This window comes from Nocardia jiangsuensis, from assembly GCF_042650385.1.
Taxonomy (GTDB): domain Bacteria; phylum Actinomycetota; class Actinomycetes; order Mycobacteriales; family Mycobacteriaceae; genus Nocardia; species Nocardia jiangsuensis.
Genome location: NZ_JBHSAX010000023.1, coordinates 18,346 through 33,983 on the forward strand (window position 1 = coordinate 18,346; position 15,638 = coordinate 33,983).

Genomic DNA, 15,638 nt, shown 5'->3' on the forward strand with positions numbered 1-15,638 from the left:
GAGCGACGCAGAAGGTACTGGGGGGTAGCAATGGTCGACTCGAGCCGCACTGTCCACGCACGCATCCCGCGGTGAGCGATCACCGTGGCGGTCAGCGGGCACTTCAATCACTACGACAACCCCGACGAATTCTGGGACGACGAACCGCTGGAGCAGCCCCGCGGTGACCGGAGCCGAACCACCGAGGTAGCTACGCGGCCCAGCGGTTCGGCCTTCGCGGCCATGACCTTGGACCGGGGACTCCTGCCGATCGGCATCGCGTTCGACGCGGAGTGGCAGCGATATGTGGCACCGCACGAAGTCGGCGACGAATTGCTGCGGGCCTACCACTTCGCGGTGCAAACGCGCATGACTGCCCTGTTCGCCACCGAGCGGATCCCCACCCCGCACGAGATCTCGGACAATGCGGTGCCGGACCAGCGCACGGTCATGGCCATCCTGCTGGAGACCACGACGTGGGAACAGTTCACAACGGTATCGAGCAGAATCGTCACCAACGAGCGATACGAAGTGCACGGGGGCACCCTGTTCCGCGGCGGGCCGGCTACCACGGTCCGAGCAGACCGAGACTATCTCCTCGCCATCGAGGTCCAGTCGCCGTGGGCGGCAGGGGTGGAGCCGCACCGAATCTTCGACGACATCGTTCGATGCGCCGACCGCGTCCGCGCCCTGCGTCCCCGCTTCGCCGTGACCGGCGACTATTCCCGCTACTCGAACGCCGACCTCGAGTTTCACCTGGATCGGCATCGCCAACGGCTTTTCGACGAGAGGACGGTCTGAGTTGGCCGACAAGGTAGTTGTCTCCCTGGCTTTGATGGAGCACGCGGCGGGAAAGTGGGAGGAGGCCGCCCACCACTTCGAACTCGCGGCGACCAAGGCAATGGGGCTGACCATCGCCGCGAGCAAGGCGGGGGCGTTCGCGGGCGCCCTGGAGAAGTACGCGCCGGCTCCGGGATACTTCACGGACCGGATGCGCGAGGGCCGAGCGGTCTTCGAGGACATCGCCACGGTGCTGCAGCAGGCCCACGACAGCTACCAGGCGAACGAAGAGGCCGGCGCGCACGCGATCCAGAACACCCAGGGCCCGAGATGACCAGCCGGGACGAACTGCTGCGCCAGATCGACACGATAAGGTCGGGCCAGAGCGCGATAGACGAATTGCCGAGCAAAGTCCAGGACTGGCACGGCAAACTCGCCTCTTTGATCCGAACCAATGGTGCCGCCGCCGCGGCGACCGGAAATGTCGCGGCCCCGGTGCTGGCCGAGCGCCAGGTCGATCTGGTGTGGAAAAACAGGGACGACATCAATTCGGCGCTGGGCGAGACCGGAGACAGACTCGCCGGAATGGAACCGGGGTTGAATGTTCCGGTCGAATTCATCGATTTCGCCCTGCAGTGGCGGAACGTCAAGAACGACATCAACAACGCGTTCACAGCGATATCCGAGACGGTCCTCTATACCGAGTGGCAGGGCGATGCGTCGAACCGCTATCGCGATATCCACCAGCGGCAGGGCTTGGCATGCACGTCACTGTCCGAGGCAGCCACGCAGATAGCGGGCAGCCTCGAAAACATCGCGGCGGCCGAACTCGCGCTCTACACCGACCTGGCCACCAAGATTCAGGACATGATCAACACGGTGACCAACCTGACGGGTTCCTATATCTCGTCGGCACTCAACTTCCCCATGGGATACATCACGGCATCGTCGAACCTGGTCAGCGCTACACAGGCGTCGAAAAGCCTGGTGCTCGGCCTCGCCACGTCGATCGCGGACAATGCCTTGACGAACATGGTCGAAGGCAACAAGGTATATGACGCCGTGGCCGCCCCGAGAGGCTTGCCCGCGGGTCGGTGGCCACCCGCCGTCGTCACCAGCTACGGCTACGGCATCGAAGCAGTCCGCGATGCCATCGGAGACGCCTCGGTCACCGATGGCGACAAGTCGGATTGGGAACTCTGATGCGCAGGCCATGGCGCCTCGCCGCACCCGAAATCGCCACCGCGGCCACAATTCTCGTCGCTCTCCTCGCAGGGTGCGCCACGGGGGAGCAACCCGGCACCACGGTCGCCCCTGAGCCGTCCGTGCAGGTCGCGCAGTTGTGCGACTCGGTGCGCGACTTCTTCACCGGCGACCTGGGAGCGGTGGACGTGCGAACGGCGCCGGTCCTGAGCCCGGATGCCACGGTCACCCGCTGGGGCGAGTGTGCGCTCGTCAATGTCGGCGACGGCCTGCGTGTCGGCAACTATCAGCTGCGGCACTCCCCCGACGACCCCGATCCCACCGGCAATTACAAGGGCTACGAAAAGACCGTTCGGGACGGCAGGGAACTCTGGATCTGGGACTGGCGCCGCAATCCATGGTTCGGCTCCGGACAGGTGCTCCTGGCCGCCCGGGTCGGACAATGGAACGCGACACTGGAAATCGTTGTCCCGCAGACTCACACCGCTTCGGGCGAATTGATGATGACAGACGACAACCTGCGCAAAGCGATCGACTTCCTCTTCCGCTATACGGACACACTCATCAGCGAACTGCCCGGCGACCCAGCTTCTCCCGCACCTCCTCGCTGAGCGCTCGCTTTCTGCCATCGGGCTTCCGGAACCAACACATCGCCCGCAGACTCGGCGTGGATATCGGCGCGGCGACACCGACCGACCGCAGGGTCGGTCGGTGTCGTGGAAATGACCCTCGACGCGACCCGCCACTACGATCGGCCCATGACGCGGGCGCGTCTGTTCGGTTTGCACGCGGGCCTTTTCCCACCGGCTACTCCGGCAAATCACGCATCACGGTCGGCGGCTGGCGCACCAACGAGACCGGGCCGATGGAGGTGATCTCCGGCCCGTACGGCAGACAGCGCGTCCCGAACCCCCGGTGCTCAAAGCCGGCCTGGCACACCTGTGGTTCGTGACGATCCATCCGTTCGACGACGGGAACGGCAGAATCGCTCGTGCCATAGAGGACCTCGCTTTCGCTCGATCCAGCAGAGCCGCCGCCGCGTCTACAGCCTGTCCGCCCAGATCCAGCGCGATCGCAAGAACTACTACGCCATCCTCGAACACACTCAGCGAGGCGATCTCGACGTCACCGGCTGGCTGCTCGGGTTCCTCGACGCACTGCGTCGATCGATCAGCGACGCCGATGCCACCATCGACGCGGCACTCGCGAAAGCGAACTTCTGGCGGACCTGGCACACGGCAGCGATGAACCCCCGTCAGCTCGATATGCTCACCCGAATCCTGGACGGCTTCGACGGAACACTGACCACCCGAAATCGGGCGATCAACACCAAGACCTCCCAGGGCTCCGCGACATCAACGAACTCGTCGACCTCGGCGCGCTCCGATGCTCCGATTCGAGCGGACGAAGTACGTCCTACGAACTGATCACCACCGAGGGCGGTTTCCGGCCGGAACGCGATACGCCATAATTCGGTACCGCCGTACCAGCGCAAGACCACTCCTGCGCAGAGCAATTGGCGAGCAAGTAAGGTTTCCGCTGTGACGTCTCCGATTCTGCAGCGTGGACAGAACCTCGTCATTCCCGCGGGCGTGCAGCGCGTCGTCGCGGTGATCGGGTGGGGTGCTTCCGGCGTCGAGGTGGACGCCTCCGCGCTCCTGCTCGGGGACGATCACAAGGTCAGGTCCGATGCCGACTTCGTCTTCTACAACCAGCCGCACTCGGCCGACGGCTCGGTGCGGTTCCGGGCGGGTGCGGGCGGCCCCGCGAATCAGGCGTTGATCGACATCGGGCTCACGGACGTTCCCGCGGGCGTCCGGACCATCGCGCTGGTCGGCAGCGTCGACACCGGCACCTTCGGTGCGCTCGGCGAGCTTTCGCTGACGATTCTCGGTGAGAGCGGCGAGCCGCTGGCCACCTTCGCCACCGCCGACGCCACCACGGAGTCCGCATTCTTGTTCGGGGAGGTCTACCGCCGGGACGACACCTGGAAAGTACGGGCAATGGGGCAGGGCTGGGATTCCGGGCTGGCCGGGCTGGCGACCGACTTCGGCGTCTCGGTGGCCGACGACGACATCGCGCCGGAGGTCTCCACACCCGACCTGGCGCCGTCGGACACCGAGCACGCGGCCGACCCGGTCTACCCGCTGTGGGGGCAGAACCGGAGCTGGCAGAGCTATGACCTGGCGATCGAGAAGGAGTTCCTGCCCGCGATCCGGAGCCTGTACCCGCCGGAGACCTCCGGCCGGTACGGCGACCTCTCCCCCGTGGTCCGGCTGGTTCCCGAACCGGACGGACCGCGCGGGCCGTGGAGTGTGTCGGTGCGCGCGGCGGGCCGCACCATCGGGTATCTGAAGCCGGGCGACGCGCAGACCTGGGCGCCACCGCTCCGGCGCATCGTGGCGTCGGGGCTGTTCCCCATCACGTCGAGCACGATCCGGCTGCACGAGTACGACGACTGGGAGGGTAGGACCGAGGTCGACGCCGACGTGCGCATCGGCTTGGAAGAGCCGGTCCTCGCTATTCCCGTCAACGACCCGCCGAAGTCTCCGTACACGCTGCTGCCGCGCTCCAGGATCGTCCAGGTGACCAAGGAGCACGAGCACTTCGGGGCGCTGTCCCGGTTCGTGCCGGAAGGCGGCATCGGGCTGCTTTTCGTCACCCTGCACGAGAACTCGGCGCCGGGCAGCCGGGCGAAGCCGCACGTCGAGGTCCGCGTCGACGGCATGCGGGTCGGTCAGCTGACGCCGCAGACGAGTCAGCGGTTCCTGCCGATGATCCAGCACCTGGAGTCGCGGGGGCTGCTCACCGCCTGCTGGGGTGAGATCACCGGCTCGTCGGTCGCGGCCAAGCTGCGGATCGACGCCGTCAAGGCGAACGAGGCGAGCCCCGCTGTCCTGGACGGTCCACCGATCACGGTTCCGCTCCTGCGACCGCCGCTGCGCGACCCCCGCGACTACGACCTGACCGCCATGCGACCCCACCTCGCGCCACTGCCTCCGGCGCGACATTCCCCCTAGGATGCTCTGAACGAACAGCGACCGCATGCCGAGCACGGCCGGGACGCGGGGGTGACCGAGGCGAGGGAGTGGCGCGGATGGCGCTGGTGGTGCTGGCGACCAACAACAAATCGATGCCGCGGCTCGACGGCTCGGTCAAGAACAAGGTGTACGACTTCTTCGAGAAGGTGCGTGCCGATGACACGCTGCCGGGGCTGCACATCGAGCCGATCAAGGGCGCGGTGGACTCCCGGGTCCGCACCGGGCGGGTGGATCTCAACTACCGGGCGATCATGTTCCGGATCGACGGCAGGGCGGTCGAGACCACGTACGTCTACCTCGGCACCTGGAAGCACGACGAGGCGAACCAGCTGGCCGAGAAGTCGACGCTGCGGGTGAATCCGGTGAACGGGGTGCTCGAGGGCATCGTCGGCGAGCTGGACGGGCACGGCGATCGCAGGAAGCGCACGGTGGTTCCCGACCCGACCGGGGCGCTGGCCCGGCTCGCGACCCGGCCCGCCGTCGGCTACCTCAGCCACATCGGCTTCACCCCGGCCGATCTGACCGACCGGCTCGGCCTCGCCCCGGAGCTCGCCGAGCGCGCGCTGGCGGCGCCGGATCAGGACGCGGTGCTGGCGGCGGCCCAGACCACCGAGGTCACCTGGCAGCAGAACGCGCTGCTCGAGCTCGCGGTGGGCCGCGCCATCGAGGACATTCGCGACGCGCTCGGCTTCACCGAGCAACCGGTGGATCCGAGCCTGGACGAGAACGAGCAGGTCATCGCGGCACTCGACCACCCGGCGACCAGGATGCAGTTCACGCTGGTGGACGACAACGACGAGCTGCGCCGGGTGATCGAGGAGGGCGACTTCAAGGCGTGGCGCACCTTCCTGCACCCCAATCAGCGGCGGTACGTGGAGAAGAGCAACCGTGGCGCCTTCCGGCTCTCCGGCGGCGCGGGCACCGGCAAGACCGTCGTCGCGCTGCACCGGGCCCGCTACCTGGCCACTCGCGCTCCCGGCGCGCGAATCGTCCTGACCACCTTCAACAAGACGCTGGCCCTGACCATGGAAGCCGACCTGCGCGCGCTCGACCCGAAGCTGCCGATCGCCGACCGGCCGGGGGCGCCCGGCGTGCATGTGACCGGGTTGGACAGCCTCGCGCAGGCCGTACTGACCAGGGCCTCCGCTCACCACTACCAGAGCGCGGCGGAACAGGTGCTCGGTCCCGGTGCGGGTGCGAGGCGCGGTAAGCGCACCGGCGACGACCGAGGGTGGGCCGCCGCCGTCCGGGCAGCGGGCGTCGATCTCGATCCACGCCTCCGGAACAGCTCGTTCCTCGCGCCGGAGTACGTGGCGGTGGTCCTCGGCAATGAAATCACCACGCTGGAGGGGTACGCGCGGGTGCCGAGGGCGGGGCGCGGCATCCGATTGTCACGCGCCCAGCGCACCGCGGTCTGGAAGGTCTTCGAGGAGTACCGGAAATCGAACCGGGTCGGCGGCAGCCTCAGCTACCCCGAAGTGCTCGCCGTCGCGGCCGCGGTTCTGCGGGTGCAGGCCGAGGCCGGGAACGGATATCAGGCCGACCACGTCATCGTGGACGAAGCGCAGGATCTGCACGCCACGCACTGGCGACTGCTGCGTGCCCTCGTCCCCGATGGCCCGGATGACCTGTTCATCGCCGAGGACTCGCATCAGCGGATCTACGGCCAGCCCGTCGTGCTCAACCGGCTCGGCATCAATATCCGCGGCCGGTCGAGCAGGCTGACCCTGAACTACCGCACCACCGCACAGAACCTGCAGTTCGCGGTCCGCATCCTGGACGGCGCGAACTACACCGACCTGGAGGAAGCAGCCGAGACGACGGCCGGGTACACCTCGGCCCGGCTCGGCCCCGACCCGCGAATGCTCGAATGCGCCTCGCCGGGGGAGCAATTCGAGACGGTGACCGCGACCGTGCAGCGCTGGCTCGGCGAACGCGGCGTGCAGCCGGGCGATATCGCGATCCTCACCCGCGGCGCGAACGACCGCGACGAATTCGTCACCGAACTCCGCCGCCGCGGCATCCCCGCCATGGCGCTGGACAGGGAGCCGGCCACCGACGACGCGGTCCAGGTGCTGACCATGCACCGGGGCAAGGGGATGGAGTTCCGCTGCGTCGTTCTGGCCGGGATCGACAGCGACCACGTGCCCGCGAAGGTCGCCGTGCAGGTGCCGGAGGAGGAGCAGGCCGACGCCAGGCAGCGGGAGCGGTCGCTGCTGTACGTCGCGGCCAGCCGCGCCAGGGACGAGCTGGTCGTCACCTGGTACGGCGCCCGCTCCGAGCTGCTGCGCTGAGTCACTTCGCGGCCAGCAGCTCTTCCAGCCCGGCAGCGGTGGCGTCGGTCATCGGCACGACGTGGAAGCCGTCCGCGGCGAGCCCGGTGTCCCGGTCGTCGTCCGCGTCGCCGACCACGACGACCTTCGCGTCCGGCCAGGCGATGTCCACCGGCCAGTAGTACCGGCCGATCTCGGTGTCCACCTCCGGCTCCGGCGCGCCGCGGCGCTGGAGTTCGGCCAGCAGCGCGCGCACGGCGTCCGGCGCGTGCACGGCGTTCTCCGACCAGGCCGGCTCCGGCGGCTCGGCGGCGACGAGCTCCAGCTGTGCGAAGACCTTCAGCGCGCCCGCCCTGGTCAGCTGGGGGTGGAAGCGCTCGTTGCGGTACGAGCGCAGGCAGCCGTAGCAGGATGTCTCGCTGCCGCATTCGCAGCGGGCCACCCGGTCGGCGGCGTGGCGCAGCACCTTGTCGAGCTCGGCGGCGATCCGCTTGGCAGCGCCGGCGCCGGCGGGAACGGTGTCGAACAGCACGATGCTGCGGGCGCCGGCACCGCTCCAGGCCAGCGTGCCGTCGATATCGTCGCGGCTGATCTCCAGTGCCTCCGATGCCCCTTCCAGCAGGGCATAGAGAACGGAGAGCCACTCCGCCTCGGATTCCCTGGTGTAGTCGTAGTCCGAGAAGGTGAACTCGGCGACGTCGGTCTCGTACTGGTGGGACAGGGACACCACACCGAGCTGCCCGGTGCACGGCGCCCCGGTGACCGGGTGCTCGTGCTTGGCGGCGCCCTTCGCGCTGCCCTGCGGATCGGCCCAGCCGCACCGCCCGCACAGCAGGAAGCCGGCGCCCGTTCCCTCGCTGATCACCATCATCTTCGCCCGGGTGCCCGCCCTGGCCCACACCTCCATACCGCCGGCGGAGCGCCACGGGAACGGGTCCGAGCTGTCGCCGATCGACTGGACATAGGTGGCGCCGGACCAGTTCCGCTGCGGCACCTCGGAGCGCACGTCGTGCGGGCGGCGGGCGGCCACGAAGCCGAACTCCGGGAACACGCACCGGCGGAGCTGCCCGAACTGCTCGTGGCAGTTCGGGCACGGAGCCGCCGGATCGAGGTCGTGGCCGCATTCGAGGTGCTTGCACTCGCGGCACACCCGGTACCGCATCTCCACCAGCTCCCGCTTGGGCAGCTTGTGCAGGCCGCGCGAGGTCCAGACCTTGCCGCCGGCCACCACCTGGTTGCCGGGGGCGTAGTCGTAGATCGCGCGGCCGAGATCGCGGGCGAGCTCGAGTTTCGCCCCGAGGTCGGTCTCACAGTGCGCGGTGCGCAGCTCGACGGTATCGACCGGGAAGCCGTACTTCGGCAGCACGTTCTTGTTGGCGAGGTAGCCGAGCAGCTGCCGCTCCCGGATCGTGCGCAGCGTCTTCTGCAGCCGCCCGCCGAGTTCCAGGCGACGATCGTTGATCGCCTCCGCGATCAGCGCGTCGAAGACCGCGATGTCGTTGCGGATGTCCTGCTCCGCCACGGCGAGGGTGTCGCACAGCGCGTCGACCCAGCGGTCGTCGTCCACCCCGATCTCGGCGGCGGTGGCCGGGGGAAGCACCGCACGCAGCGACTGCCGCACCCGCTCCGGCACCGGGGTCAGGAAGTGGCGGACGCCGGCGACAGCGGTTTCGCCGTCGCCACTGGACTCGAAGAACGCGCCCGCGTGCCGCCACTCGACCCCGTCGCTGTCGTAGCGGTCCCGGAAGTAGGCGGCCAGCGCGATCGAGTAGGCGTGCCTGCGGCCGATGCGCGGGTTGTCGATGGGAATCCACGGGATGCGCATGATCCCGGCGATCATCCCGGCCGGGTGCTGGAACTTGGACAGGTCGTGCGAGCTCCGCTTGGCGTAGGTGACGACGAGCGCGGCCGAGGCGGCCCTGCGCCCGGCCCGGCCGGCCCGCTGCACGTAGTTCGCCGTCTTGGGCGGCATATTGCGCAGCATCACGGCCTGCAGCTCGCCGACGTCGACGCCGAGTTCGAAGGTGGTCGAGCAGGAGAGCACATTGACCTCGCCGGTGACGAACCGCCGCTGCACCGCGGCGGCCTCCATCGCCGCCCACTGCGCGGTGTGCTCCTGCGCTGCCAGCGGCACCTTGGTGAGGGTTCGGTACAGCATCCGGTAGTGATTGGTGTCCGCCGCGGCGGCGGGCACCGAGTAGGGCACCAGAGTGCCCGGGCACGCGCCGTGCGGGCAGATTCCGCGAATATCGTGCGGGGTGAGCCGACGGCACACACCACACCGGAACCAGGTGCACTCGCTGCCCGCGTGCAACCGCAGCTTCTCGTGCGAGACCTGGTAGACCACGCCGGCGGTCTTGTCCTGCTCGGCGCTGAAGCACCCCGCTTCCCGCAGGTAGTCCCAGCACGCGTCGAGCACCTTGCCCGCCGGGGCCTCCGACCCGATGGCGGCGAGCGCCTTACGGACGAGCACGATCCGGTTGTTGGTGGTGCCGGGCTTGCCACCCGGCCGCCAGCAGATGATCCGTTTACGCCGGTCGGAGTCGGCCGAGCGCATTCGGATCCGCGCATTGCGCGGTTCGAAGAGCGGGTCGGTGATGTCGACGTCGTCCAGCAGGGTGAGTGCGCCCTGCAGGCGCACGGTCCGGACCAGCTCGGCGAGCAGGCCTCGCAACTCGTCCTCGGTGAATCCGAGCCGCACGAGACCGGAGGGGATCGGTATCCGGCGGGACGGCAGCAGGGAGACCGCGAGCAGCCCGAGACCTTCCAGCGATTGCCGCTGATCCATGGTCATCAGCTCGGCCATCACCCAGGGGTGGACCGCGCGCCGCTTGGTCGCGCGCGTCGCGTCTTCGTCGAAGTGCTGGGCCCGCTCGGCGACCTTCTGCACCGCGGCGGCCAGATCCTCGACCGTCAGCGGCTCTCCCGCGTTCCGCGGATCGTGCAGCGCCTCGGTGATGTAGCGCCGGGTCAGCACGCTGCCGTAGGTGCTGGAGAGGTACGGCGCCGCGAAGGCCGCGGCCTGCCTGGAGTCGGAGAACATCAGCAGCTTCCGGCCGCCGCCCACCTGATCGCCCGCCTCGCCCTCGGCGGCGGGCAGGTGCTGGTAGAGCGCCGTAGCGATGACGGCCGGGGCGGCGTTGACATCGGTGCGCAGCCGCCGCACCACCTGCCGGGCGAGCGCGCCGCACTCGGTGCAGGAGCTCATCACCCGGCGCGCCGATCGGTGCTCCCGCACCGTCAGCACCGGACCGCCGGGGCACCGCAGGGTGCAGGCTGCGCCGAGGACCCCGCAGCCGGTACACAGCGTCCGCTGTCCGGTCTCCGCCGGATCGCCGTCGTCCTCGGCGAGAGTCGCCTCGTCCTCGTCCACGACCGAATCGGCGGTGTCGGTCAGCACCAGCCAGCGCACCGCGGTGTCCTTCTTCGCCGGGCGGAAGTACGCCACCCCCTCCTCGGTGACCCGCTCGCCCGCGAGGTGCACCGCCCCGCAGCGCTGGCAGGTGCCGAACTCGAAGACCGCCCGCCCGCTCGACGGATCGATCTCGTGCCTGCTCAGAAAGACCGCGGGGCCGGAATCGCCGAAGCTGACGAAAGCGCCCTCGGTGGCCCGCACGAACATGTGGTACCGCGCCGAGAGCACCGGATTCCCGCCGCTGTCGATCGCCTTCGAACCGAGCGCGACGAGCGCCTCCAGTTTGGCCGGCCCCTCCGCGTCGTCCGGCCACAGCTTGCCCGCCAGCGTCAGCACGTCCACCGGACCTGCGTGTGCGAACGCCTTCAGGTCCGCGATGCGGCGCTCGGCGTGCAGCGAGTCGGCGACATCACCGGAGGCCACGTGCTCGCCGATGTCGGACAGGTCGGCATCGGGCGCCGCCAGGCGGAGCAGGTCGGCGTCGGTGATGGTCCAGGTCGGCTCGCTCCGGCGCCGCATCCGGGTGGCGGTCACCAGATCCTGCCGGTCCGGGTCGCCGGCGACGAACTCGAAGTCGGCGTCGAAGAGCTTGCGGGCGAAGCCGGTCGCCTCGGCGCCCTGGCTCTCCTCGGTGCTGCCGGAGAGCGATGCCGAGGTGGCGATACAGCGCAGCGGGCGGTCGGCGGCGACCCGGTCCCGGAGCCGGCGCAGCAGCAGCGCGACCTCACCGCCCTGCGCCCCGTCGTAGACGTGCGCCTCGTCCAGGACCAGGAACTTCCAGGTGTCGCGGTGCTTGCCGTCGAAGAGTTCCAGGTCGCGGGGGCGCAGCAGGAGGTACTCGAGCATCGCGTAGTTGGTCAGCAGGAGGTGCGGCGGCGTCGCCCACATCTCCTCCCTGCTGAGCAGCTCGTTGGGCAGCCGGTCGACACCGGGATGCATCTGCGCGAACGCCGACTCGGCGTCGGACCGCTTCTCCTTGGTCTCCCCGGTGTAGCGGCCGAAGGTGATCTCCGGGGTGGCGGCCAGCAGGTCACGCAGCCGCTTCAGCTGATCATTGGCCAGGGCGTTCATCGGGTACAGCAGCAGGGCGCGCACCCCGGAACCGAGGGTGCCGGCCGCCTGCTCGGCCACCAGCTCGTTCAGGATCGGGAACAGGAAGCTCTCGGTTTTTCCCGAGCCGGTTCCCGTGCTCACCACCAGGTTCCGGCCTGCCGTGACCTTGCGGATCGCGGTCTCCTGGTGCTGGTACAGCGGCCGGTCCAGCGCTATCGCCGACTCGAACGCGGCGAAGCCGGGGTGCAGCACACCCTCGGCGACGAGTTCGCGCAGCGACCGGCCCGGCTCGTAGGGCGGGGTGAGCTCGAGCAGCGGGCCCCTGGTGAGCAGCGGCGTGTCGTGCACCTCGCGGGCGAACACCTCGGCGAGCACCGGATCACGCGGGGCGATGAGGGTTTCGAGGTAGCGCTTGTAGCTCGCCTCGATGGCGGCGCCCGCCGCGAGCGGATCCAGCCGGTCGGTCACGTCGGTTCTCCGATCACGTCGGGGTGGCGGTCGTGGGTGGTCAGCGCGTCGGCGATCAGCAGATCGGTGCTCACCAGCGCGGGACAGAGGCGGGCCAGTCGTGCCCAATCCGCGCGGAGCGCGGGGGTGATCGGCGCAACCCGCGAACCGCGGGCGGCCGACCGGGCGACCACCGCCAGCAGCAGCGACTGCATCGACATCAGCATCCACGGCAGCTCAGCGGTGTCGACGCCGTCCAAGACCTCGTTGCGGGCGGCGATCTGATCGTAGACGGCCCGCGACGCCCGGCGCACCGCCGCGAGGAGTGGCCGCGAGCCGCCGCTGAGCCGCCCGCTCGCGGGGTCGTCCTGCCAGGCCAGGCGCTGCTCGAAGGCTTCGAACATGGCCGATGTGCGGGTATCGGTGTCGAGCAGCGCCGCGGGGACGATCTCGCACGCCGATTTCAGCTCCCGGATCGCCGCCGGATCCATGCGGTGCATGCGCACCGCCGAGAGATCGAAGACGCCTTCGCCCGGATTGCCCGCATCGCCCGCCAGCATCCGGGGCAGCCGCTCGCCGCCCGCTTCGGCGAGCCGGCCGATCAGGTCCCGATACCCGGCCGAGCCTCGGTCGCGGGCGAGTACCGGCAGATCGGCGATGTCGAGCAGGCAGCCGAGCCACGGATCGGCGGGCAGCGTCGTTCGCACCACGGAGGCGAAGTCGGCCTCCGCCAGCCCGGCGGAGATGAGCAGGGCCGGATGGCCGGAGGGCGGGATCGCGGTGTCGGCCAGCGCTTCGAGCGCGGAGCGCGGGTCCCGGCGGAGCAGTTCGTGCATGACCGCGCGCATCGGACGCGTGGCCGTGGCCCCGGCCAGCGCGGCCCACACCTCGGGCAGCACCGCACCGTCGGCCGGCGCGGGCCCGAGCCCGGCGAGGAACCGGGAGAGCGCCGTCCGGGCGGGGTCCGGATCCGTGAACCATCCGGGCCGGTCGATCCGCAGGGCATCGTCGCCCGGCTGCTCCGGCACCACGGTGACCGACCACGGGTCATCGACGTACACCTGTACGGTGAGCGGTCCCGCGTCGAGCAACTCCGGGGGCAGCACCGCGCGGGGGCCGTCGAGCACGAGCTGGTCCGGCTCCCGCCAGGGCGCGGTGTCCGCCCAGACCAGCGCCGCGAGGTCACTGCCGGAGACACCGTCGAAGAGCAGCGCGCCCGCCGCCACCCCGACCCCCGTGCACAACGCCGGTGGCCTGATCCGGGCCAGCGGAACGGCGCGTGTGCGTCCGTCGGCGGCATCGATCCGGGCCAGCAGCGCCGAGACACCCAGGCTTCGCGCCGTGTCCAGGAAGGTCCGGGTGGGCACGCGGAAGACGTTGCCCGCGGCGACGTTCGGCACTTCGATCTGGCGGACCGCGCCCGCCTGATCGGTCAGGACGATGTCCACCTCGACCTCGCCGGGTACCCGGACGGCGATCGTCGCGTGCTCAGCGAGCTGGTCGGTGGTCAGGGTCGCGGCCGTGGAGCGCCACTGCGCCACCGTGCCCGCGCTGTCGACCCGCAGCTCGATGTGCGGCGGGCGGACGAGCAGCCGCTCCGAACGATCGCCGGAACCGACCCGGATCTCCAGATCGCGGACCGCACGACCGAATTCGAGCCGCTGCGCGTCGACGGTCAGCGGCGAGCGGGCGGTGAGCGCGCACGAGGAAGGGGCGAGGCCGTCGCCGTCCGGCACCCGGAACTCGGTGCTGTACCGCACCGCGAGTCCTTCGGCGAGGAACACCGAATGCCGCAGGTCCGAGCCGAGCGGGCCGCTGACCACCACATCGAACAATCCGAGCAGCCCCGGCGCGACCCCGTCGAACGGGTCGAGCTCGGTCTCCTCGGCGTCGGCCTCCCACTCGTCGTCGGTCAGCCAGTCGACGGTTCCCGCGCGCCGGGTGCGGACCCGCCACCTGGTGGGCACACCAGCGGGCGGTAACTCGACCGTCGGGCGTTCGGCGTAGACGGACAGGCCGCTCCGGGTGCTCACCCCCGGTAGCGGCGCACCGAACCCGAATCGGGCGGCCGCACTGGCCCGCACCTGCCGCAGCGGCCCGGTGCGCGGCCCGCGCCGCCACCGGATCGCGGCGGGCCCGGACAGGTCGTAGGTCCGGGCCCGCCAGTCCTGCCAGCCCACCGGGACCAGCTCGTCGATAGGTTCCAGCGGCACCCCCGCATCGGCATCGATCACCGACGCGTCGTGCGGGCACACCGCGACCACCATGCCGCGCGGGAGCGCGGCGTGCCGCGACAGCGCCCGCCCGGACTCGTCGAACAGCAGCAGCGGATCGTTCTTGTCGACCAGGGGTAAGCGGACCATGCCCGCCAGGGACTCGTGGCCGAGCACGATCTGGCGGACGGGCCGCGGCACCGGCACCGGGGTCGCCGGCTGCGCCCCGTCGCCGCTGCTCCCCCAGGCTCGTTCGGCGTAGACCGTCTGCGGCGCCCCGTCGAAGAGGACCCGCCACGGCGACTCCGGCGCGGCCTGCGGGTAGGGCACCTCGACGACGATCCGCTGATCCAGCGGCGAGTACGCGACGAGCGGCTGCCTGGTCCGCGCCACCGCGGCCGGCTCCAGGGGACCGGAGCCGAGCGGGCGGCCGTCCAGCCGGTCGATCAGCGCGTCGAGCAGCAGGTTCGGCAGGCCCGTCGTCGCGGTGTCGAGGGTGAGGTCGTTGGCCGCCTCGGGGTGCTCCGCGAAGTACTCCGCGAACTCGATGATCCGGTCCACGATGTCGACGGCCACCTCGCCGCCGAGCCGCAGGAAATTCCGGACCGGCACGTCGAGCGGATCGAGCCGGTAGGCCATTCCCGGTGCGGTGAGCCACTCGAAGAGCGCGGCGCCGGTGGCGGTGCGCCCGGCGGTGATGTGCTGGTCGATGACGTCGACCAGATCGCCGAGGCAGTGCACGGGGATGCCGGCGTGCACCGCCATCACCTGGACGTATTGATGCTCGAGCTCCGGGAATTCCCGCATCCCGAAGGTGCGCAGCAGATCGCGGAGCACTTCGCGCAGCAGCTTCTCGAAGTCGATGTCGCGCGCGAGACCGAGTTCCGCCCAGAAGCTGTCCCAGTACCGATTGCGGTCGTAGTACAACCCGGCGTGCCCGATGAGCGTCGTCAGGGTCAGGGCGGGGAACCGGCCGATGATCCACTCCGGGCCCCTGGCGCGGTGGTAGCGGCGGATCATCTGCGCGAAGAGCTCCGTGCTGCGGGCGATCTCGTCGGCATCGAGGTTGAGCTCGGCGAAGAGCGCGATCCGGCGCAGGTCGGCGGCGCGCGCGCGTTCCAGTTCACCCGCCTGCTGTACCGAGAACGACTCCGTCATCGCACGCCCCCTGATCGTGTCGCGGTTGCCGCCCCTCTTGTCGTCCGGAGCAGCCCACACGCTACGTCCCGGCCAC

9 protein-coding genes are annotated in these 15,638 nt (G+C 70.0%); 7 read left to right on the top strand and 2 right to left on the bottom strand.

All coding sequences use genetic code 11. The features are described from left to right. Positions 1-84 precede the first annotated feature (84 nt). The 7 genes from ACFO0B_RS27565 (at position 85) to ACFO0B_RS27595 (ending at position 7,297) form a co-directional block, all read left to right on the top strand. Positions 85-780, top strand: a complete 696-nt coding sequence (locus ACFO0B_RS27565; protein ID WP_378615916.1) for a hypothetical protein — start codon at positions 85-87, stop codon at positions 778-780. Between the two features lies 1 nt (position 781). After that, positions 782-1,093 carry a hypothetical protein gene (locus tag ACFO0B_RS27570; protein ID WP_378615918.1) on the top strand — a complete coding sequence of 104 codons (312 nt, stop codon included), beginning with the start codon at positions 782-784 and terminating at the stop codon, positions 1,091-1,093. Then, on the top strand, positions 1,090-1,962 hold the full coding sequence (locus ACFO0B_RS27575) for a WXG100 family type VII secretion target (RefSeq protein ID WP_378615920.1): 873 nt from the start codon (positions 1,090-1,092) through the stop codon (positions 1,960-1,962). The genes ACFO0B_RS27570 and ACFO0B_RS27575 overlap by 4 nt, the downstream gene beginning before the upstream one ends. Then, entirely contained in the window at positions 1,962-2,573 is a 612-nt protein-coding gene (locus ACFO0B_RS27580; protein WP_378615922.1) for a hypothetical protein, read from the top strand. Before ACFO0B_RS27575 ends, ACFO0B_RS27580 begins: the two co-directional genes overlap by 1 nt. A 304-nt stretch (positions 2,574-2,877) precedes the next feature. Then, complete coding sequence (locus ACFO0B_RS27585; protein ID WP_378615924.1) at positions 2,878-3,210, top strand: Fic family protein; 333 nt, start codon at positions 2,878-2,880, stop codon at positions 3,208-3,210. A gap of 293 nt (positions 3,211-3,503) precedes the next feature. Next, positions 3,504-4,982 (top strand): TerD family protein, encoded by a 1,479-nt coding sequence (locus ACFO0B_RS27590; RefSeq protein WP_378615926.1) that lies wholly within the window; start codon positions 3,504-3,506, stop codon positions 4,980-4,982. 77 nt (positions 4,983-5,059) lie between these two features. Continuing rightward, on the top strand, positions 5,060-7,297 hold the full coding sequence (locus tag ACFO0B_RS27595) for a 3'-5' exonuclease (protein WP_378615928.1): 2,238 nt from the start codon (positions 5,060-5,062) through the stop codon (positions 7,295-7,297). Position 7,298: 1 nt separating this feature from the next. Here the strand turns inward: ACFO0B_RS27595 and ACFO0B_RS27600 are convergent, their stop codons facing one another. Continuing rightward, a complete protein-coding gene (locus tag ACFO0B_RS27600) occupies positions 7,299-12,212 on the bottom strand; it encodes a DEAD/DEAH box helicase (protein ID WP_378615930.1) in 4,914 nt (1,637 codons plus the stop codon). Next, positions 12,209-15,562 carry a hypothetical protein gene (locus tag ACFO0B_RS27605; protein WP_378615932.1) on the bottom strand — a complete coding sequence of 1,118 codons (3,354 nt, stop codon included), beginning with the start codon at positions 15,560-15,562 and terminating at the stop codon, positions 12,209-12,211. Before ACFO0B_RS27605 ends, ACFO0B_RS27600 begins: the two co-directional genes overlap by 4 nt. Positions 15,563-15,638 lie beyond the last annotated feature (76 nt).